This is a genomic window from Streptomyces sp. CNT372, assembly GCF_000377145.1.
The window spans coordinates 128422-147820 of sequence record NZ_KB897786.1 but is presented as its reverse complement, the minus strand read 5'-3'; the positions used below and the strand labels follow the sequence as shown (position 1 = coordinate 147820).

Here is a 19399-nt window from a genome sequence, read left to right as displayed (position 1 = left end):
CTTGCTCGTGCGTAAGGAGTGTCGAGCAAAATCTTGCATGACAATCGCGCTGCGGTCTGTTGAGATGTCCATGCAAGGGAACATACTGCCGGGGTCCGTGAACCGTTCGACAACGAACGGCTACGAGGGAGGATGCAGTGACCCTGTTGCACACCACCCGAACGAGGCGCAGACAGCTCGGAGTGGCCGCGGCCGCCGCCGGGTTGCTGGCCACGCTCCTGACCGCCGGACCCGCCGCGGCCATCCCCGACCCCGGGGACCCGCCCGCCGGGGACAAGGTCTCGTCGGGTATGGCGGCCGAGACCCGGTCGGCCATCAAGCGCGGTGACATACCCGGCGTGGACGAGGTCGTCCACAGCGACAACATCGAGCACGTCACCAACATCCCCAAGGACGCGATCACGGGGACCAACTCGGACCTGGCCTTCCAGGGCAAGTACGCCTTCGCCGGCAACTACGACGGCTTCGTGATCTACGACATCCGGAACCCGAAGAAGCCCAGGACCGTGTCCCAGGTGCTCTGTCCCGGCTCCCAGAACGACATCAGCGTCTCCGGCGACCTGCTCTTCCTGTCCACCGACTCCTCGCGCAGCGACGACTCGTGCAGCAGCACCTCGCAGCCCGCGACCGAGAAGTCGTCCTGGGAGGGCATGAAGATCTTCGACATCAGCGACAAGCGCAACCCGCGCTACGTCGCCGCCGTCGAGACTGCCTGCGGCTCGCACACCCACACGCTGGTGCCGGAGCGCAAGAACGTCTACGTCTACGTCTCCTCGTACTCTCCCAACGCGGCCTTCCCCGACTGCCAGCCGCCGCACGACGGCATCTCGGTCATCAAGGTCCCGCGCAAGGCGCCCCACAAGGCCAAGGTCGTCGGCTTCCCCGTGCTGTTCCCCGGTGAGGGACCCGACGGCGGTGGCAATCCGGGCGCGCCGACCAACCCGGGCGTCTCCAAGACCACCGGCTGTCACGACATCACCGTGCTGCCCTCCAAGGACCTCGCGGCGGGCGCCTGCATGGGCGACGGCATCCTCTTCGACATCAGGAACCCGGAGCGGCCGAAGGTCATCGACCGCGTCCAGGACAACGTCAACTTCGCCTTCTGGCACTCCGCCACCTTCAACCAGAAGGCGAACAAGGTCGTCTTCACCGACGAGCTCGGCGGCGGTGTCGGCGCGACCTGCAACGCGGAGATCGGCCCCCACCGCGGCGCCGACGGCATCTACGACATCAAGGGCCGCGGCGACCACCGCAAGCTGGTCTTCCGCAGCTACTTCAAGATCGACCGCCACCAGGCGGACACCGAGAACTGCGTCGCCCACAACGGCTCGCTGATCCCGGTGAAGGGCCGCGACATCATGGTCCAGGCCTGGTACCAGGGCGGCGTCTCGGTGTGGGACTTCACCGACTCCTCCCGCCCCAAGGAGATCGGCTGGTTCGAGCGCGGTCCGCTCAGCGACACCACCAGCGTCACCGGCGGTTCGTGGTCCGCGTACTACTACAACGGCTACATCTACTCGAACGACATGGCCAAGGGCTTCGACGTCCTGAGGATCGACGACCGGCGGACCGACGCCGGCAAGCGGGTGCGGATGGACGAGCTCAACGTCCAGACCCAGCCCGACTACTTCGACGACTTCGACGACTGAGCCGGCATCCGTGACGTTCCGCCGGGCGGCTCACCGCCCGGCGGAACGCCCATCTCCCAGTCCAGTCCGTACCGCTGGAACAGCTCCGCCCGCAGCCGCGCGCGGGGCATCGGCGCGCCCGGCAGCAGCACCGCGAAGACCGCGCCCATCAACAGGGCCCGCAGCAACGGGTACTCCGTGTCCGGGTCCTCGGCGCCGTAGCGCGTCACCGTGTCCCGCAGCAGCGCGGCGAGTTGCTGCTGCTCGGGGCACTGCACGAAACCGTCGGCCTGGAGGATGCCCGCCATGTGCGCGCGCATCAGCACCGGACGGTCCACCGCCAGCCCGAGGATCGCGTCGACGGCCCGGGCCAGCAGCTCCCGCCCGTCCTCGGTCCGCGGCTCGCGCTCCAGCGCGGCACGCAGCGTGCGGTGCATCAGCCGGTGCACCGCCGACTGGAGAAGCTGCCGCTTGCCCGGGAAGTAGTACGAGACCAGGCCCCGCGCCGCCCCCGCCCGGTCCGCGATGTCGCCGAGCTTCGTGGCCTCGTAGCCCCGCTCGCCGACCAGCTCGACCGTCGCCTGGAGCAGCCGCTCGCGGGAACGCCGCCGAAGCTCCTCATTGACCTCTGCGCTTCGCGGGGACATGCTGGACTCCTGCGTTGACTGGCTCCGAGCCAATATACTCAGCGCGTGCCGCGGCCGGCCCCCAGGGCCGACCGCGCTGTGTGCCCCCGGACCGGGCGACGCGGGGGATCGCCCGGTCCGGGCTCAGCGCCGCCGCGGGCGGCCGCGCCCCACCGGCATCCGCTCGTACGCGAGGACCGTCAGAGCCGCCACCAGGGCCCCCAGCAGCCAGCCGGCGAGGACGTCGGACGCCCAGTGCACCCCCAGGTAGACGCGCGTGAACCCCACCCCGAGCACACTGACCACCGCGAGCCCCGCCCCCCAGGCGAGCACCGCCCCCCGCGCCCCCCTGCGCACCGCCACCCACAGCAGCAGGCAGCAGCCCAGCACCGCGGTCAGGGCGTGCCCGGACGGATAGGCCGCGTAGTGCGCCGAGTCGACCGGATCGGGCCACTGGGGCCGCTCTCGACCCACCAGGGTCTTGAGCCCCTGGGACACCGCCGCCCCCACCACGGTGGCCACGGCCACCCAGACGGCGAGCCGCCGCTCGCCCCGGACCCACAGCCACACCGCCATGGCCGCGATCAGCAGCCGGAACGCCCAGGGGTCCCAGAACCAGTCGGTCATGATCCGGCTGGCCCGGGCGAGTCCCGGCTTGGCGACCGCCGAGCGGTGCAGCGCCCCGGCCACCTCGCGGTCGAAACCCAGCAGCGGCTGCCACGCGACGGCGACGAGCACGGTCAGCACCGCGGCGGCGGCCAGACAGCCCGCCGCGGTGACGGCGGCGGCGCGGCTCGGGGGAGCGGGCGGCGGGGGGAGTACGGGGGCCGGGCCGTGGTGAGGGGAGGGCATGGTCACGATCCTTGCCCCTCGCGGCGCGGCTACGCTAACCCAGCGCGCGCAGACCCGGAACGAAGGCCACGAGCAGCGGAACCACGGGTACCAGCGCGGCCGCCGCGGTCAGCCGCAGCCGCCGCCCGGCGGTGAGCCGCGGCACCGGGCTCAGCAGCCGGTTCACCCGCTGCGGCACCTGTGCGTCGTGCGGTGTGGCGCAGGGGTCGAACACCCCGCGCTCCTCGTTGAGTTCGACGAGCGCCAGGGCGATCGTCAGCCGTCCGAAGCGGCGCGAGGCGACATCGTCGGCGGCCAGCTCCACCAGCCGGTGCATCTCGTCGCGGAACGCGGCGAACACCGGGATCTGCGGAAAGCCGCCCGCGAGCGCGGCCGAGCAGTTCAGCAGCCAGTCGTGCCGGGCGTTGGCGTGGCCCTGCTCATGAGCGAGGACCGCGTCGAGCTGGCGGCCCTTCAGCCGGCGCAGCGCGGCCGTGGTGACCACCAGCTGCGGCGCGGTGCCGGGCAGCCACCAGGCGTCCGGGCGCTCGCCCTCCAGCACCACCAGCGGCGCGTCACCGGGCTCCTCGCCGGGCATCAGCGGCGCGCGCACCAGCAGGTCCTTGCGCCGCTGCCGCTTGCGCCGGCGGGCCCGGGCGATCTCCCGGGTCAGCATCGCGAGCGTCCACAGACCGCCGCAGGCGAGCACCACCGCGAGCACGGCCGACCAGGGGTTGTCGGCGCTCAGGGCGTACGCCTCGACGACGCCGTGCGGGGCGGGGGCGAAGACGTGGCCGCGCACCAGCTGCCAGGCCGCGGCGGCGCTGAAGGTCATCGAGAGGGTGAAGGAGATGAGGACGGCGGCGACCACGCACTGCCAGAACCAGAGGGCCACCACGGGCTCGCGCTCCGCCCAGTCGGCGCGCATCATCAGCCGGGGGGCGACGACGGCGGCCACGGCGCCGAGCAGCAGCAGCGCGAGCGAGACCATCATGCTCCCAGCCTATGAGCGCGGAGTACCCACGGGTACGGGATGGCGCCGCAAGTGACGCACGCCACGTTTGCGGCGCGGGCACGGCAAGGGCACGGCCGGGCGCGAAAGGCCCCCGGGCCGGCCGGCCCGGGGGCGGGTTCCTCAGAGCGTCAGGAGCATCGCCAGCATCCCCGTCGCCATCGCCAGCCGGCAGGCCGCCGCCGGCTCCCCGCCCCCGTGCCGGGCCGCTGCCCCGCCGGGCGGGGTGCCCGCGGCGGCCGGGACCAGCCGGGCGCCCGCCCGCAGCACGTACACCGTGAAGTAGACGAGCAGCACCGCCGTGACGAGGGGCGCCGCCGCGGCTCCCTCGTGCGCCGGGTGGCCGCCGCCCCCGCCCGGTCCGGCCATGGCGAGCGCCATGTGCACCATCGCCAGGCAGCCCACCAGATGGTGCAGATGGCCCGCCGGGCGCCCGCCCCGCCGCAGCGTCCACAGCACCCGCAGCCCGGCGGCGCCGAACACGGCCGCGTACGCGGGCCCCTGCCAGGGCGCCGGGGCGAGCACCGCCGCCGGCACGGCCATCGCGGCCATCCCGAAGGCCATCAGCGCCTCGCCCCCGGCGGACTCCCGGGCCTCGCCGCGGCAGTCCCGCATCCGGGCCAGGCAGTACGCGCCGGTCCCCAGGCACAGGGTCATCAGCAGCCAGCCGGAGATCGTCGGCCCGTGCACACGCACCCCTCTCGACGGCTCCCGGCCCCCGGCGGCCCTCGCCGGCGGCGTCGAGACAGCGATGCCCCGCCGCCGCCCGTCCACACGAGCGCACGGGCGTGCAGCGGGCGTACGGGGAGGCGCGGCGGGGAGCGCCACCGGGCGCACGCCCGCCGCCCCCCGTCCCACGGGTGGCCGCCGCCCTCTCCCGGCCGCATCGCGCGCACCCCTTCCGGCGGCCGGTGCGGGGCGCGTTAGTCTCGTCGGGCACCTGGGAGCCCGGGCCGGGCCGCACGCACCCGCACGCGTCGACCTCCGCACCCGCACCCTCGCCCGCAGACGAACGGAGCCGCCCATGGACACGGACACCGCCACGACCCCCGTCCGCGGCCAACTCGTCTACCGCGACGCCGTCGCCGAGGACGTCCCCGTCCTCGTCCCGCTGATCGAGTCGGCGTACCGGGGTGACGCGAGCCGCGCGGGCTGGACCACCGAGGCGGACATCCTGGGCGGGCAGCGCACCGACCCGGAGGGCGTGCTCGCGGTCGTCACCACCCCCGGCAGCCGGATGCTCCTGGTGGAGCGCGACGGCGGGGCGGTCGCCTGCTGCCAGCTCGAACACCGCGGCGACGCCGCCTACTTCGGCATGTTCGCGGTCCGGCCGGGGCTCCAGGGTGCGGGTCTGGGCCGCGAGATCATCGCGGAGGCCGAACGCCGGGTGGTCGCGGACTGGGGCGTGCGCGAGATGCACATGACGGTGATCACGGTCCGCGAGGAGCTGATCGCCTGGTACGAGCGCCGGGGCTACCGCCGCACCGGGAAGCTCAGCCCCTTCCCGTACGGCGACGAGCGCTTCGGCATCCCGCAGCGGGACGACCTCGCCTTTGAGCTGCTGGTCAAGGACCTGGCTCCGCCGCGGAGCTGACCCGCCCGGGGCGGCTGCCCGGCCGCCGCCGCGTCAGCGCTGAACCGGCCCGTGCGCGCCGCCGCCTCAGGCCGCCCACCGGCCGGTGCGCGGCGCCGTATCAGGCCGTGAACCGGCCGGTGCGCGCCGCCGCCTCAGGCCGTGAACCGGCCCGTGCGCCGGATGTCGGGGAAGTCCGTGGTCGCGCCGTCCAGTTCGAGGGCGCGGACCAGGCGCAGGTGCTCCTGGGTGTTGACCACCCAGCCGATGACGCTCAGCCCCTCCTCGCGGGCCCGCTCCACCGTCTCCAGGGTCAGCCGGCGGATGTTGAGCGCCAGACCGGCCGCGCCCACGGCCTTCGCCCGGTCCGTGATGTCCGTGCCCCAGCGGCTCGCGATCAGCACGGTGCGCACCCCGGGCACCAGGGCCGCGATCTCCGCCACGGCCTCGTCGTGGAAGGAGGAGACCTCCACCCGCGGCACCAGATCGCGGCTCTTCATGACCTCGGCCAGGGCACGGGCCGCCGCCACGTCCTTGATCTCGGCCTGGAGAGGGGCGGCGACGGCGTCGAGGACCTCCTCGAAGACCGGGACGCGCTCGCCCCCGCCCGCGTCCAGCCTGCGCAGCTCGTCGAGGGTCTTCCCGGCGATGGGGCCGTGACCGTCGGTGGTCCGGTCGACGTCGGCGTCGTGCATGACGGCGAGGGCGCCGTCCTTGGTCAGGTGCAGGTCCAGCTCGATGACGTCCATACCGCTGCGTTCGGCCCGGACGAAGGACCGCAGTGTGTTCTCCGGCTCGACGCCCATGACCCCGCGATGACCGATGGTGAGGAAAGTCAAGGTTCTCCCGCTTCCGTCGACGGCGGCTCCCGCGCGACCACTCAGCCTAGCCCTCGCATGACGCCCTGTGACCGGTCCTGCGCGGGGTGTCCGGAAGAGGCGCTCCGCGGGCCGCGGCCGCTCGCTTGCCCCGATTCCGGCAGGTGAACCCTCAACGGGCTCGTTATGACGCAGCTCACCGAAAATACTTCTGCGATCATGGGGGTTGCGCAGGATAATTTGCGAGTCGGCCTCTTGTCTGTCGGAACTACTGATGGATACGGTGTCTTGACGCGAGGTTCTCCCGTGAAGGAAGTGACATGACGGAAATTCTTGTGCAGGACGCCACAGAGGCGGCCGTGATCCAGGGTGAGCGCGTGGTCGCCCACCCGGCCTGGCCGGCGCTCAAGACGGCCGTCGAGGAGATCCGGCCCTGGCAGTCCAAGGACGGCTCGATCGACTTCACGGCGGAGGGCGCTCCGCAACGCGCCGCCGCCGAGGCCGCCGTCGCCCGCGTCGTCGGGGCCGTCGAGGCCCTGTCCCCCCTGCTGCCGCACGACGCCGCCTACCACACCGCCCTCGTGAAGGACCTGCGCGCCTGGGCCGCCGGCGGCTTCGAGGTCCCCGACTTCCTGGACTCGCTGCTCGCCTTCCAGCCCGCGGCCGACCGCCGCGACGGCCTCCAGCACCTCGTCGTCTTCCCGATGTACACGCAGAACGGCAACCCGGACCGCAATCTGGAGGCCGTCGTCCTGCGCATGGTCTGGCCCGACTGGCTGGCCGAGCTGGAGCGCACCCGCTACGACAACCCCCTCTTCTGCGGCATCGCCTTCGAGGACTTCACGGCCGGCTACGACACCAACTCGGCCGTCCTCTTCCCCGAGACCATCGCCGTGCGCGAGGCCCCCGAGCGCTTCACCTGGGGCGGCATCTTCTGCGACCGCGAGGCTGCCCGCTTCCGCGCCGTCACCGAGGAGGCCGTGCGCGTCCTCGGCCTGGAACTGCCCGACGACATCCGCGAGATGGTCGGCGACCAGGAGCGCTGCGAGAAGGCGTTCGTGCTCTGGGACATGGTCCACGACCGCACCCACAGCCACGGCGACCTGCCGTTCGACCCGTTCATGATCAAGCAGCGCCAGCCGTTCTGGATGTACGGCCTGGAGGAGCTGCGCTGCGACCTCACCGCCTTCAAGGAGGCCGTGAAGCTGGAGGCCGAGGGCAACGCGCACGGCCGCGACGTCCAGTACGCCGTGCTCTTCGACCGGATGTTCCGCTTCCCGGTCTCCGGTGACCGCGTGCGCAACTACGACGGCCTCGGCGGCCAGCTCCTCTTCGCCTACCTGCACAAGCACGACGTGGTCCGCTGGACCGACAACACCCTGAAGATCGACTGGGAGCGGGCGCCGCAGGTCACCAACCAGCTCTGCGCCGAGATCGAGACCCTCTACCGCGACGGGATCGACCGCCCCAAGCTGGTCCACTGGTTCGCCGCCTACGACCTGGTCTCCACCTACCTCGCTCCCCACCCCGGCAGCCGCTGGGCCAAGGGCCCGGACGCCCTGGACCTCTCCCAGCCGCCGCGCAAGCTCGTGGACGACGTGCTTCCGGACGAGTTTCCGCTGAGCATGTTCTATGAGGCGCTGTCCAAGAAGCTGAAGAACGTGATCGCCTCGACCCGGGGCATCACCGCGGCTTCCGCAGGGCAGTCTTCCGGAGCTGCCGCGTGACCTCGACGACCCAGGAGGCGACGACCATGGACAGGAACGCTGGCGGGGCGCTCGACGGCGCGGTGGTCGCGGTGGCCGGAGCGGGCGGGCCCGCCGGGCGCGCCGCCCTGCTGCGGCTCGCCGAGGCCGGCGCGACCGTGGTGGCGGCCGACGCGGACGCGCAGCGCCTCGCCGAGGCCGTGGACGCGGCCCGGTACGCGCACGGCGGTGCGACCGTCACCGGCGACACCGTCGACCTGCTCGACCTCGCCGCCACACGCGACTGGGCCGACCGAACCGAGAAGGAGTTCGGGCGGATCGACGGCCTGGTCCACCTGGTCGGCGGCTGGCGCGGCAGCTCCCGCTTCACCGAGACCGCCCCGTCCGACTGGGCGCTGCTGGAGAAGCTGCTGATCCGCACCCTGCAGAACACCAGCCTCGCCTTCCACGACAGCCTGCTGCGCAGCGACCGCGGCCGGCTGGTGCTCATCAGCGCGGCCGGCGCCGGCAAGCCCACCGCGGGCAACGCGGCCTACGCGGCGGCCAAGGCGGCCGCCGAGGCGTGGACCCTGGCCGTCGCCGACTCCTTCCGCAAGGCGGGGGGCGAGGACGGCCCCGGCGCGGCGGCTGCCATCCTGGTCGTCAAGGCGCTGGTGCACGACGCCATGCGCGCCGAGCGACCGAACGCGAAGTTCGCGGGCTTCACCGACGTGACGGAACTGGCCGACGCCATCGCCGGAGTGTGGGACCGGCCCGCCGAGGAACTGAATGGACAGCGCCTGTGGCTGACGCCCGCCCCGTGAAGACCGACGCCCGACGCCACCACGACCCCGAGGTGCGCGGCTTCGCCAGCGACAACTACGCCGGCGCCCACCCGGAGATCCTCGCCGCCCTCGCCCTCGCCAACGGCGGCGACCAGGTCTCCTACGGCGAGGACGAGTACACCGGCCACCTCCAGCGGATCATGCACAGCCACTTCGGCCCCACCGCCGAGGCGTTCCCGGTCTTCAACGGCACCGGCGCGAACGTGACCGCCCTCCAGGCCATGACCGACCGCTGGGGAGCCGTGGTCTGCGCCGAGTCCGCGCACATCAACGTGGACGAGGGCGGTGCGCCGGAGCGGATGGGCGGCCTCAAGCTGCTCACGGTGCCCACCCCGGACGGCAAGCTCACCCCCGAGCTGATCGACCGGCAGGCGTGGGGCTGGGACGACGAGCACCGGGCCATGCCCCAGGTCGTCTCCATCACCCAGAACACCGAGCTGGGCACCGTCTACACGGTGGACGAGATCCGCGCGATCACCGAGCACGCCCACTCCCTCGGGATGAAGGTGCACCTCGACGGCGCCCGGATAGCCAACGCCGCCGCCTCCCTCGACGTCCCCATGCGGGCCTTCACCAACGCGGCCGGCGTCGACGTCCTCAGCTTCGGCGGCACCAAGAACGGCATGCTCTTCGGCGAGGCCGTCGTCGTCCTCAACCCGGACGCCGTCAGCCATATGAAGCACCTGCGGAAGCTGTCGATGCAGCTCGCCTCCAAGATGCGCTTCGTCTCCGTGCAGTTCGAGGCGCTGCTCGCCAAGGACCTCTGGCTGCGCAACGCCCGCCACGCCAACGAGATGGCCCGCCGGCTGGAGGCGGGGGTCCGCGACGTGGACGGCGTGGAGATCCTCCACCCCGTCCAGGCCAACGCCGTCTTCGCCCGCCTCCCGCAGGAGGTGAGCCGCCGGCTCCAGCAGCGCTTCCGCTTCTACTTCTGGGACGAGGCGGCCGGCGACGTCCGGTGGATGTGCTCCTTCGACACCCGCGAGGACGACGTGGACGCCTTCGTTCAGGCCCTCAAGGAGGAGACGGCCCGCTGAGCGGAGCCGGCTCCGGTGCGACGCGCCCGCCCCTCCGGGCGGGCGCGTTCGCGTTGTGGGGGCACCCGGGGGAGTGCAATGGAGTGCACTGTCCGGTACCGTTCAGGACACCGCGTTTCGCGGTGTCACCGCGCCCTCCGAGATCCGAACGGCGGACCCCACCCGATGTCCCTCACCCTGACCGTCTCCGACGAGGTGCGAGCCCTCGCGCCCGGATTCGTCCACGTCGCCGTCGAGGCCCACGGCCTCGCCGCCGGGCCGAGCAACGCCGACAGCTCGGCCCTCCTGGACGACGCGGCCCGCCGGCTCGCCGCACGCCTCGCCGGGCGCGCCCCGCACGAGGACCCGCACATGGCCGCCTGGCGCGAGGCGTACACCGCCTTCGGCGCCAAGCCCTCGCGCACCCGCAACTCCGCGGAGGCGCTGGCCCGCCGGGCTTTGGCGGACGGCGGACTGCCCCGCGTCAACACGCTGGTCGACGCCTACAACGCGGTCAGCGTCGCCCATCTGATCCCGGTCGGCGGCGAGGACGCCGACCGCATCACGGGCGGTATGCGCCTGGCGCGCGCCACCGGGGACGAACCGTTCGTCACCGTCGCCGGCGGTCAGGAGACGGTGGAGCACCCGGAGCCGGGCGAGGTCGTCTGGTGCGACGGGGAGGGTGTGACCTGCCGCCGCTGGAACTGGCGCCAGGGCGTCCGCACCCGCCTCACCGAGGAGTCGGTGAATGCGCTCTTCCTGCTGGAGGGCATGGCGCCGGCGACCGGGCCCGGCGCACTGGTCACCGCGGCCGAGGAGCTGGCCGGACACCTGGAGAAGCTGAGCCCCGGGGTGCGGATCGTCCTGCACGCGCCGGAGTCCTGAGACGGCCGCGGGGGGCTGCCCCAAGGCCGCGCGGGCCCGTCGCATCGTGCCCGGTCCGCGCGGGCCCGTCGCCGGACCTGTTCGCGTCGTGCCAGGCCCTCGCGGGCGCGTCGCCGGGCTCGTCGTGTCGTGCCCGGCCCCCGTGGCCCCGGTTCAGTGGGTCTCGCGGACCTCGGCCGGCGTCGGCGCCGTGCCCCCGAGGTGCGCCGGAACCCACCAGGTGTCGGCGGCGTCCTTCGGCCGCACGGGGTACGCCCGCTGCGCGGCCTCCAGCAGCTCCTGCACCCGCTCGCGCAGCCGCCGGGTGATCGCCCCCGCGTACTGGTCCGAGGGGGCCTCGACGGGCTCGCCCACCCGGATCGTCACCGGGATGTGGGAGCGCTTGAAGTTGCGGGGGCGGCCCTTGGTCCACAGCCGCTGGGTGCCCCACAGCGCCATCGGGATCAGCGGTACGCCCGCCTCCTGGGCGAGCCGCGCGGCCCCCGACTTGAAGGACTTCAGGGTGAACGACTGGGAGATCGTCGCCTCCGGGAAGACGCCGACGATCTCGCCCGAGCGCAGCGCGTCCAGCGCGTGCCGGTAGGCGGCCTCGCCCTGCTTGCGGTCCACGGGGATGTGCTTCATCCCGCGCATCAGCGGCCCGGATACCTTGTGCCGGAACACCGACTCCTTCGCCATGAAGCGGACCAGCCGCTTCTGCGGCAGCGCCGCGAGACCCGTGAAGATGAAGTCCAGATAGCCGATGTGATTGCTCACCAGGACGGCGCCCCCGGTCCTGGGGATGTGCTCGGACCCCTGAGTGTCGATCTTCAGGTCCAGCGCCTTGAACATACCGAGGGCGGCGCCGACGACCGGTCGATAGACGAGCTCTGCCATGGGGGGAGGACCCTTTCGTCGTGCCCGGGGAGGGGTCTCCCGGTGTAAGTTACGCAGCCGTAGGTTTTCGGCATCGGGCCGATCGTGCCCCATGAGCGGCCGGGTGACCAGCCCCTGGGCCCCCGGTGGGCGAGATTCTCGTCACGTTCCGCCGTCACCGGGTCACACCCGGCCCGGGAATCGCGCACCGCCTCTCGTGTGTTGCCAACGTGCGGAAGCCGGGCACGGTTCCGGGGGAGACGAAAGGGGCGCAGAGGTGCGGAACGGCAGTGCGGCGGGCGGGGCGGGCGGGACATCGCGCGGGACACGCCTGGAAGCCGCCGATCTCGGGACGGCACTCGGGAAGCGGGCCACCCTGGTGCAGTTCTCCACCGCCTTCTGCCAGCCCTGCCGGGCCACCCGCCGCACCCTCGCCACGGTCGCCGGCATGGTCGGCGGCGTCGCCCACGTCGAGATCGACGCCGAGGCGAGCCTCCCGCTGGTCCGCCGGCTCGGCATCGACCGCACCCCCACCGTCCTGGTCCTCGACGCCGCCGGGCACATCGTGACCCGGGCCGCCGGCGCGCCGCGTACCGCCGACGTCATCGCCGCGCTGGGCAGGGCGGTGTGACGGCCCGTGAGGCGGGCGGGGCCCGCAGGGGGCGCCGGTCCGTGAGGTTGGTCCCACATCCCCGTGCGCGCTTGACCGCACACCGCAACGATCGCCAGGCTGATCACGTGCACCAGGAAATCCTTCTCCACGGGCGGGCCCATGTCGACCTCGCCCGGGTCGCGAGCGCCCTCTGTCCCGCTGTCGCACACGCCGACTAGCAGTGGCCGCAGCGTCCGCACCGAAGCAGAAGGACTCCGCCATGACCGCACCGACCGGCCTGGGCGCCCCCGCGCGTGCCGTCTCCGCGTCCCCGCCCCGCCTCCCCGGCGCCGATGGCGCCCCCGCCGCCGTCGTCCCGCAGCGAGTGGCGCCCGGCGCCCTGCTGCCCGGCACCCCCGACCTGCTGCGCTCGGTCTTCCGCGGCCATGCGGCCGGTGTGGCGGTGATCACGGCCCGGGGTGCCGGACCGGGCGCGAAACCGGTCGGGTTCACCGCCACCTCCCTCACCTCCGTCTCCGCCGACCCGCCCCTGGTCTCCTTCGGTGCCGGCACCGGTTCCTCCAGCTGGCCCGTCCTCGCGGAGGCCGAGTACGTGGGCGTGCATCTGCTCGCCGAGCACCAGGCCGCCCTCGCGGCCACCTTCGCCCGCTCCGGGGCCGACCGCTTCGCCCCGCCGACCTGCTGGGGCCCCGGCCCCGAGGGCGTGCCGCTGCTCGACGGGGTGCTCGCCCGGCTGGTCTGCCGCGTGGTCGCCCGGGTGCCCGCGGGCGGCCACCGGGTGCTGATAGCCGAGGTCACGGCGGGGGAGCACGGGGGCGGCGGGCGTCCGCTCGTCTACCACGAGGGGCGCTTCACGGGTCTGCGTGAACCGTCCTGACGACCGTTGTCAAGGTCACAGTGCAAAGCGCTTGCTTAGCGGGAACGCTGTGGGTGTACTGGCGAGTAATATTTTGGTCGGAGCGCAGGCCCGCCCCGACCGGGATCCGCCCCTTCGGACGCCTATGCTGCGTTCACAAGGCATTTCCAATAGAGACGATGCAGTAGGAGAGCCGGCGTGAGCCTGAGGATCGTTGTCTGTGTGAAGTACGTGCCCGACGCCACCGGCGACCGGCACTTCGCCGATGACCTGACCGTCGACCGCGACGACGTCGACGGCCTGCTGTCGGAGCTGGACGAGTACGCGGTCGAGCAGGCGCTCCAGATCGCGGAGGAGGCCGACGACGCCGAGGTCACCGTGCTCACCGTCGGCCCCGAGGACGCCAAGGACGCGCTCCGCAAGGCGCTCTCCATGGGCGCCGACAAGGCCGTCCACGTCGAGGACGACGACCTCCACGGCACCGACGTCATCGGCACCTCGCTGGTGCTGGCCAAGGCGATCGAGAAGACCGGCTACGACCTGGTCATCGCCGGTATGGCCTCCACCGACGGCGTCATGGGCGTCCTTCCGGCGATCCTGGCCGAGCGCCTGGGCGTCCCGCAGGTCACCCTGCTGTCCGAGGTCTCCGTCGAGGACGGCACCGTCAAGGGCCGCCGCGACGGCGACACCGCCAGCGAGCAGCTCGAGGCCGCCCTCCCGGCCGTCGTCTCCGTGACGGACCAGTCGGGCGAGGCCCGCTACCCGTCCTTCAAGGGCATCATGGCCGCCAAGAAGAAGCCGGTGGAGTCCCTGGACCTGGAGGACCTGGAGATCGAGGCGGACGAGGTCGGCCTCGAGGGCGCCTGGACCAAGGTCGACTCCGCCGCGGAGCGCCCGGCGCGCACCGCCGGCACGATCGTCAAGGACGAGGGCGAGGGCGGCAAGCAGCTCGCGGAGTTCCTCGCGGGCCAGAAGTTCATCTGAGGCTTCGGCCACCCCCAACGCCCCCTTCGCACTTCGCAAGCAGGAGAGAAGAAGTCCCATGGCTGAAGTTCTCGTCTACGTCGACCACGTGGACGGTGCCGTCCGCAAGCCCACCCTGGAGCTGCTGACCCTGGCCCGCCGCATCGGCGAGCCGGTCGCCGTCGCGCTCGGCGCGGGTGCCGCCGACACCACCGCCGCGCTCGCCGAGCACGGCGCCGTCAAGGTCCTGACCGCCGACGCCCCGGAGTTCGCCGACTACCTGGTCGTCCCGAAGGTCGACGCCCTCCAGGCCGCCTACGACGCCGTGTCCCCGGCCGCCGTCCTGGTGCCGTCCTCCGCCGAGGGCAAGGAGATCGCCGCCCGCCTCGCGGTCCGCATCGGCTCCGGCATCATCACCGACGCCGTCGACCTGGAGGCCGGCGACGAGGGCCCGGTCGCGACCCAGTCCGCGTTCGCGGCCTCCTTCACCACCAAGTCCCGCATCACCAAGGGCACCCCGGTCATCACGGTCAAGCCGAACTCGGCCGCCGTGGAGGCCGCGCCGGCGGCCGGCGCCGTCGAGGCCCTGAACGTGTCCTTCTCCGACCAGGCCACCGGCACCAGGGTCGTCTCCCGCACCCCGCGCGAGTCGACCGGCCGCCCCGAGCTGACCGAGGCCGCGATCGTGGTCTCCGGTGGCCGCGGTGTCAACGGCGCGGAGAACTTCGCGATCATCGAGGCCCTCGCCGACTCCCTCGGCGCGGCCGTCGGCGCCTCCCGCGCCGCCGTGGACGCCGGCTGGTACCCGCACACCAACCAGGTCGGCCAGACCGGCAAGTCGGTGTCGCCGCAGCTGTACATCGCCTCCGGCATCTCCGGCGCGATCCAGCACCGCGCCGGTATGCAGACCTCGAAGACCATCGTGGCCGTCAACAAGGACGCCGAGGCCCCGATCTTCGATCTGGTCGACTACGGCGTGGTCGGCGACCTCTTCCAGGTCGTCCCGCAGCTCACCGAGGAGGTCAAGTCCCGCAAGGGCTGACCGCTCCACCTCCCGCCCAGGGGCCGCACGGTGCTTCCACCGTGCGGCCCCTGCCGCGTCCGGCGCACCATTGACGCAGCTCACGGCCGCGTAATACTTTCGTTCAACAGAATGTTGAATCCGTGATGCGGAAAGGCGCGGCGCGAGCACGCGCACGCGGCACGGACCGGACGGGTAGCGGAAGGTGTGGGAATGGGGCAGCAGGAGAAGGTGGCGACGAGCCTGGCCGGCGCGGTCGGCGAGGGAATCGGCGCCTCCCTCGCGACGGTGGACGCCGAACTCGCCCGCCGGTACCCGGGGGACCCGGGCACCCGCCAGCCCGTCCACACCGTCTACGTGCCCGGCGACGCCTACGCCGCCGAAACGATCCGCGCCTGGGGTGACGCCGCTCTCGCCGCCCTCGACGAGCACGCCCCCGACCCCGCCGCCCTCGCCCGGGTCCTCGGCCTCTCCGAGGAGCTCGCCGAGCCGGTCTACACCCGGGTCCGCGCCAAACTCGAACGCGAACCCGTCGAGGACCTCCGCGTCGACTTCGAGGACGGCTACACCGGCCGCGACGAGGACACCGACGCCGCCCGCGCCGCCCGCCTGATCTCCGCGGCCTTCGAACAGGGCACCTCCGCCCCGTACATGGGCATCCGCATGAAGTGCATGGAGGCCGCCGTCCGCGACCGCGGCATCCGCACCCTCGACGTCTTCCTCACCGGCCTGATGGACGCCGGCGGCCTCCCGGACGGCCTCGTCCTCACCCTCCCCAAGGTCACCTACGCCGAACAGGTCACCGCGATGGTGCGCCTCCTCGAAGAGTTCGAGAAGGCGCGGGGGCTCCCGGCCGGCCGGATCGGCTTCGAGATCCAGATCGAGACCAGCCAGTCCATCCTGGGACCCGACGGCACCGCCACCGTCGCCCGCATGATCGACGCCGCCGAGGGCCGGGCCACCGGCCTCCACTACGGCACCTTCGACTACAGCGCCTGCCTCGGCGTCAGCGCCGCCCACCAGGCAAGCGACCACCCCGCCGCCGACCATGCCAAGGCGGTCATGCAGGTCGCCGCCGCCGGGACCGGCGTCCGTGTCTCCGACGGCTCCACCAACGTCCTGCCCGTCGGCCCCACCGAGCAGGTCCACGACGCCTGGCGCCTCCACTACGGACTCACCCGCCGCGCCCTCGCCCGCGCCTACTACCAGGGCTGGGACATGCACCCCGGCCACCTGCCCACCCGGTACGCCGCCGTCTTCGCCTTCTACCGCGAGGGCTTCGCCCAGGCGGCCGCCCGCCTCGCCGCGTACGCCAACCGCGCGGGCGGCGACGTGATGGACGAGCCCGCCACCGCCAAGGCCCTCAGCTCCTACCTGCTGCGCGGCATCGACTGCGGCGCCCTCGACACCGCCGAGGTCGCCCGCCTCACGGGCCTCACCCGCGCCGACCTCCACGGGTTCGCCGCACCACGCCGGGGCGACCTGACTGCTGGTATCTAGGGGCTCGGTTCGCCTCCGGGCGCTTTCAGCGGATGCCGGCGGCCGGCCGTGCTCGGCACCTCGTCCCTCGGCGCCTGCGCGCGGCCTCCCTTTCGGCACCCGCGCGCCCTTCGGCCCGCTCGCCGACCCGGAACGGGGCGAACGCCGGGCCCTGGCCGGGTTGCACGGACTCCCGTGCCCGGCCGCCCGGCCTCGGGCGGCCCCGCGCGAGCGCCGGGCCCGGTTCGGGCGGAAGAGGCTCGCAGGCTCGGGCGCCCGCCGCCTGGGCTCGGGGTGAGCGCCGGGCGCGGCCGCAGAGCGCACGCGCTCCCCGGCACGAGTGCTCGGCTGCCGCCCGGGGTGAGTGCCCGGCCCGGTCCGCGGTGACCGGGCTCCGACGCGCACCGGCCGGTGCTCCGGGGGGACGTGGGCCCGGGCCCACACCCCGGGCGAGGCCGGCGCGGCCCGCCCTGGGCCCCGTCCCCGCCGCGCCCGTGCGCGGCCGCGTCAGGCCGGCGGGGGTATCTCGCCCGACCCGCGAGGGATCAGCACCGTCTCCAGCGTCACCCGGGCCGGCGCCCCGCCTGCCCCGTCCAGGCGGCGGAAGAGGCGTTCCGCCGCCGTGCGGCCCAGGGCCGCCGCGTCCTGGGCGATGACCGTGATGCCGAGCAGATCCGCCAGCTCGATGTCGTCGAAGCCGACCAGCGCCACCGGCTCCGGGTGTGCGGCCAGGTGGCGCACCACCGTGACCGTCACCCGGTTGTTGCCCGCCAGGATCGCCGTCACCGGCTCCGGCGCGGACAGCATCGCCGACAGCGCCTCCCGCACCCGCTCCGGCGCGGTCGAGCCCAGCGAGACCCACGCGTCGTCGATGGGCAGTCCCGCGTCCGCCATCGCCGCGCGGTAGCCGCTCAGCCGCTCCGCCGCCGTGTGGATCCGCGGCTGGTCGCCGATGAACGCGATGCGCCGGTGCCCGTGCGCGATCAGATGCGCCGTGCCCGCCCGCGCGCCTCCCGAGCTGTCCGACAGCACCGCGTCCGCGTCGATCCGCCCCGCGGGCCGGTCCACGAACACGGTGGCCACCCCCGCCCGGATCTCCGGCTCCAGATAGCGGTGGTCGTGGCCGGCCGGAATGACGATCAGACCGTCCACCCGGCGCGCGCACAGTGCGAGGACCAACTCCTGCTCACGGCCCGCGTCCTCGGCGCTCGACCCGTTGATGAGGAGCGCCCCGTGGGCCCGGGCCACCTCCTCCACGGCCCGGCTCAGCGGGCCGTAGAACGGGTCGGCCAGATCCTCCAGGACCAGGCCGATGGAGGCCGTGCGCCCCTTCCGCAGCACCCGTGCGCTGTCGTTGCGGCGGAACCCGAGGGACTCGATCGCCTCCTGGACCCGGCGCTCGGTGTCCGGAGTGACGCCCGGCTCCCCGTTCACCACCCGGGACACGGTCTTGAGGCCGACCCCGGCGCGTGCCGCCACGTCCTTCATCGTCGGCCGGTTGCCGTACCGCGGTTCGGGGGCCCGGCGGCTCCCCGGGGCGGGCAGGGGTCGGGTCGTGTCGGCCACGCTGTGCCTTCTGTCCGGGGACGGGCGGTCGCGTCCGATCGTATGGGAAGGTGTGGCGTCGGGCATAGGGCCTGGACAACGTTGTCAAGGCAGGGAAGACTGGTATCCGGCCGCAGGTCCGACACACGTCCCGGGGGATCGCACACCGATGCACACCAGCCTCGTCGCCGCGCTCGACATCGGCGGCACCAAGATCGCCGGAGCGCTGGTGGACGGTGACGGGACGCTGCTGCACCGCGCCCAGCGGCCGACCCCGGCGACCGAGGGCGCCGAGCGCGTGATGGCCGCCGTCGACGGTGTCCTCGGAGAGCTCGCCGCCTCCCCGCTCTGGCCCGGGGTCCGGGCCGTCGGTATCGGCAGCGCCGGGCCGGTGGACCGCTCGGCGGGCACGGTCAGCCCGGTCAACGTCCCCGGCTGGCGCGGCTTCCCGCTGGTCGCCCGGGTCGCGGAGAGCGCCGGCGGGCTGCCGGTGGAACTGGTCGGGGACGGCGTGGCGATCACGGCGGCCGAGCACTGGCGCGGCGCCGCCCGCGGCTTCGACAACGCGCTGTGCATGGTGGTCTCCACGGGCGTCGGCGGCGGTCTGGTGCTCGACGGCCGGCTGCACGCCGGACCCACGGGCAACGCGGGCCACATCGGCCACATCAGCGTCGACCTGGACGGCGACCTGTGCCCGTGCGGGTCGCGCGGCTGCGTCGAGCGCATCGCCAGCGGCCCGAACATCGCCCGCCGGGCGCTGGAGGGCGGCTGGCGGCCCGGTCCGGACGGCGACACCACGGCCGCGGCGGTGGCCGCCGCGGCCCGCGCGGGCGACCCGGTCGCCGTCGCTTCCTTCGAACGGGCCGCCCAGGCCCTCGCGGCGGGAATCGCGGCGACGGCCACACTGGTCGAGATCGACATCGCGGTGGTCGGCGGAGGTGTCGCCGGTGCGGGCGAGGTGCTGTTCGGCCCGCTGCGGCGCGCCCTCGGCGACTACGCCACGCTCTCCTTCGTCCGCCGCGTCAGGGTCGCCCCGGCCCGGACGGGCACCGACGCGGGCCTGGTGGGCGCGGCGGCGGCCGCGCTCCTGGGCCGCCGGCCGGAGCCGACGACGGCGTAGCCGGACGGGAGACGGCTCCGGCCTTCCC

General features: G+C 73.5%; 19 protein-coding genes. 12 read left to right on the top strand and 7 right to left on the bottom strand.

Going from position 1 to position 19399, the window contains the following annotated elements; all coding sequences use genetic code 11:
• Positions 1-137 precede the first annotated feature (137 nt).
• Entirely contained in the window at positions 138-1649 is a 1512-nt protein-coding gene (locus C593_RS0122065; RefSeq protein WP_026277958.1) for a hypothetical protein, read from the top strand.
• Here the strand turns inward: C593_RS0122065 and C593_RS0122060 are convergent.
• The 4 genes from C593_RS0122060 to C593_RS0122045 form a co-directional block, all read right to left on the bottom strand.
• A complete protein-coding gene (locus C593_RS0122060; protein ID WP_018849491.1) occupies positions 1625-2275 on the bottom strand; it encodes a TetR/AcrR family transcriptional regulator in 651 nt (216 codons plus the stop codon). The genes C593_RS0122065 and C593_RS0122060 overlap by 25 nt on opposite strands.
• A gap of 123 nt (positions 2276-2398) precedes the next feature.
• Positions 2399-3106 (bottom strand): phosphatase PAP2 family protein, encoded by a 708-nt coding sequence (locus tag C593_RS0122055; protein ID WP_018849490.1) that lies wholly within the window; start codon positions 3104-3106, stop codon positions 2399-2401.
• A 34-nt stretch (positions 3107-3140) separates the two neighbouring features.
• Positions 3141-4079 (bottom strand): M56 family metallopeptidase, encoded by a 939-nt coding sequence (locus C593_RS0122050; protein ID WP_026277957.1) that lies wholly within the window; start codon positions 4077-4079, stop codon positions 3141-3143.
• 141 nt (positions 4080-4220) lie between these two features.
• Positions 4221-4787, bottom strand: a complete 567-nt coding sequence (locus C593_RS0122045) for a DUF5134 domain-containing protein (protein WP_026277956.1) — start codon at positions 4785-4787, stop codon at positions 4221-4223.
• A 334-nt stretch (positions 4788-5121) separates the two neighbouring features.
• Between C593_RS0122045 and C593_RS0122040 the strand changes: the two genes are divergently transcribed.
• Positions 5122-5691, top strand: a complete 570-nt coding sequence (locus tag C593_RS0122040) for a GNAT family N-acetyltransferase (protein WP_018849487.1) — start codon at positions 5122-5124, stop codon at positions 5689-5691.
• Positions 5692-5825: 134 nt separating this feature from the next.
• Here the strand turns inward: C593_RS0122040 and C593_RS0122035 are convergent, their stop codons facing one another.
• Positions 5826-6509 carry a glycerophosphodiester phosphodiesterase family protein gene (locus tag C593_RS0122035; protein WP_078521767.1) on the bottom strand — a complete coding sequence of 228 codons (684 nt, stop codon included), beginning with the start codon at positions 6507-6509 and terminating at the stop codon, positions 5826-5828.
• Between the two features lie 299 nt (positions 6510-6808).
• On the opposite strand from C593_RS0122035, the gene C593_RS0122030 reads away from it, so the two are divergent.
• The 4 genes from C593_RS0122030 (at position 6809) to C593_RS0122015 (ending at position 10919) form a co-directional block, all read left to right on the top strand.
• Complete coding sequence (locus C593_RS0122030) at positions 6809-8215, top strand: DUF6421 family protein (RefSeq protein ID WP_026277955.1); 1407 nt, start codon at positions 6809-6811, stop codon at positions 8213-8215.
• A gap of 26 nt (positions 8216-8241) precedes the next feature.
• Entirely contained in the window at positions 8242-8997 is a 756-nt protein-coding gene (locus C593_RS0122025; protein WP_026277954.1) for an SDR family NAD(P)-dependent oxidoreductase, read from the top strand.
• Entirely contained in the window at positions 8994-10055 is a 1062-nt protein-coding gene (locus C593_RS0122020) for a threonine aldolase family protein (RefSeq protein ID WP_026277953.1), read from the top strand. The genes C593_RS0122025 and C593_RS0122020 overlap by 4 nt, the downstream gene beginning before the upstream one ends.
• 165 nt (positions 10056-10220) lie before the next feature.
• Positions 10221-10919 (top strand): phenylalanine--tRNA ligase beta subunit-related protein, encoded by a 699-nt coding sequence (locus C593_RS0122015; protein WP_018849482.1) that lies wholly within the window; start codon positions 10221-10223, stop codon positions 10917-10919.
• Positions 10920-11072: 153 nt separating this feature from the next.
• Here the strand turns inward: C593_RS0122015 and C593_RS0122010 are convergent, their stop codons facing one another.
• Positions 11073-11795 carry a lysophospholipid acyltransferase family protein gene (locus C593_RS0122010; protein WP_018849481.1) on the bottom strand — a complete coding sequence of 241 codons (723 nt, stop codon included), beginning with the start codon at positions 11793-11795 and terminating at the stop codon, positions 11073-11075.
• A gap of 256 nt (positions 11796-12051) precedes the next feature.
• On the opposite strand from C593_RS0122010, the gene C593_RS0122005 reads away from it, so the two are divergent.
• From C593_RS0122005 to C593_RS0121985, 5 genes are all read left to right on the top strand, one after another.
• Positions 12052-12405, top strand: coding sequence for a thioredoxin family protein (locus tag C593_RS0122005; RefSeq protein WP_018849480.1), 354 nt, complete (start codon positions 12052-12054; stop codon positions 12403-12405).
• 241 nt (positions 12406-12646) lie between these two features.
• On the top strand, positions 12647-13264 hold the full coding sequence (locus tag C593_RS0122000) for a flavin reductase family protein (RefSeq protein WP_018849479.1): 618 nt from the start codon (positions 12647-12649) through the stop codon (positions 13262-13264).
• Positions 13265-13441: 177 nt separating this feature from the next.
• Positions 13442-14227: an electron transfer flavoprotein subunit beta/FixA family protein gene (locus C593_RS0121995; RefSeq protein ID WP_026277950.1), complete on the top strand. Its 786-nt coding sequence runs from the start codon at positions 13442-13444 to the stop codon at positions 14225-14227.
• A gap of 58 nt (positions 14228-14285) precedes the next feature.
• Positions 14286-15248, top strand: a complete 963-nt coding sequence (locus tag C593_RS0121990) for an electron transfer flavoprotein subunit alpha/FixB family protein (RefSeq protein WP_018849477.1) — start codon at positions 14286-14288, stop codon at positions 15246-15248.
• Positions 15249-15434: 186 nt separating this feature from the next.
• On the top strand, positions 15435-16727 hold the full coding sequence (locus C593_RS0121985) for a DUF6986 family protein (protein ID WP_026277949.1): 1293 nt from the start codon (positions 15435-15437) through the stop codon (positions 16725-16727).
• A 486-nt stretch (positions 16728-17213) separates the two neighbouring features.
• On the opposite strand, the gene C593_RS0121980 is transcribed toward C593_RS0121985, so the two are convergent.
• The gene (locus C593_RS0121980; RefSeq protein WP_018849475.1) at positions 17214-18272 is read right to left on the bottom strand and encodes a LacI family DNA-binding transcriptional regulator; all 1059 of its coding nucleotides are present in this window, start codon (positions 18270-18272) and stop codon (positions 17214-17216) included.
• A gap of 148 nt (positions 18273-18420) precedes the next feature.
• Between C593_RS0121980 and C593_RS0121975 the strand changes: the two genes are divergently transcribed.
• Positions 18421-19371, top strand: a complete 951-nt coding sequence (locus tag C593_RS0121975; protein WP_018849474.1) for an ROK family protein — start codon at positions 18421-18423, stop codon at positions 19369-19371.
• Positions 19372-19399: the final 28 nt, after the last annotated feature.

Excerpts from the sequence above, each read along its gene's own strand:
- C593_RS0122025 (WP_026277954.1), top strand. The coding sequence starts at position 8,242 with ATGGACAGGAACGCTGGCGGGGCGCTCGACGGCGCGGTGGTCGCGGTG.
- C593_RS0122050 (WP_026277957.1), bottom strand. The coding sequence starts at position 4,079 with ATGATGGTCTCGCTCGCGCTGCTGCTGCTCGGCGCCGTGGCCGCCGTC.
- C593_RS0122060 (WP_018849491.1), bottom strand. The coding sequence starts at position 2,275 with ATGTCCCCGCGAAGCGCAGAGGTCAATGAGGAGCTTCGGCGGCGTTCC.
- C593_RS0122055 (WP_018849490.1), bottom strand. The coding sequence starts at position 3,106 with ATGCCCTCCCCTCACCACGGCCCGGCCCCCGTACTCCCCCCGCCGCCC.
- C593_RS0122030 (WP_026277955.1), top strand. The coding sequence starts at position 6,809 with ATGACGGAAATTCTTGTGCAGGACGCCACAGAGGCGGCCGTGATCCAG.
- C593_RS0121990 (WP_018849477.1), top strand. The coding sequence starts at position 14,286 with ATGGCTGAAGTTCTCGTCTACGTCGACCACGTGGACGGTGCCGTCCGC.
- C593_RS0122040 (WP_018849487.1), top strand. The coding sequence starts at position 5,122 with ATGGACACGGACACCGCCACGACCCCCGTCCGCGGCCAACTCGTCTAC.
- C593_RS0122000 (WP_018849479.1), top strand. The coding sequence starts at position 12,647 with ATGACCGCACCGACCGGCCTGGGCGCCCCCGCGCGTGCCGTCTCCGCG.
- C593_RS0121975 (WP_018849474.1), top strand. The coding sequence starts at position 18,421 with ATGCACACCAGCCTCGTCGCCGCGCTCGACATCGGCGGCACCAAGATC.
- C593_RS0122010 (WP_018849481.1), bottom strand. The coding sequence starts at position 11,795 with ATGGCAGAGCTCGTCTATCGACCGGTCGTCGGCGCCGCCCTCGGTATG.
- C593_RS0122015 (WP_018849482.1), top strand. The coding sequence starts at position 10,221 with ATGTCCCTCACCCTGACCGTCTCCGACGAGGTGCGAGCCCTCGCGCCC.